At 69.6% G+C, this 253-nt stretch carries 1 pseudogene; it reads right to left on the bottom strand.

Annotation, left to right across the window (positions count from 1 at the left end):
• Positions 1–105: pseudogene (locus ACQ4LH_RS22145) on the bottom strand (hypothetical protein); the annotation flags it as partial.
• Positions 106–253: the final 148 nt, after the last annotated feature.

Below are 253 nucleotides of genomic sequence, written 5' to 3'. Positions count from 1 at the left end.
GGTGTTGATGGCATTCAGCACCGCGCCGCACATCGGCACGCCAAAATGCGCCTCGAACATCCCCGGGCCGTTGGGCGCGATCACCGCCACTGTGTCGCCCAGGCCTGGGGGGGCGTCTCCGGCCGCGCCAGATGTGTAAAAGAGACGGGGTGTTGAGGGCATCCACCCCCGCGCCGCACATCGGCACGCCAAAATGCGCCTCGAACACCCCCGGGCCGTGGGGCGCGATCACCGCCACTGTGTCGCCCAGGCC

The organism is Pseudomonas peli (assembly GCF_050563605.1).
GTDB classification, from domain to species: domain Bacteria; phylum Pseudomonadota; class Gammaproteobacteria; order Pseudomonadales; family Pseudomonadaceae; genus Aquipseudomonas; species Aquipseudomonas peli_A.
Note: the sequence above shows the minus strand (reverse complement) of the source record. Positions and strands in the feature narration are given on the sequence as shown.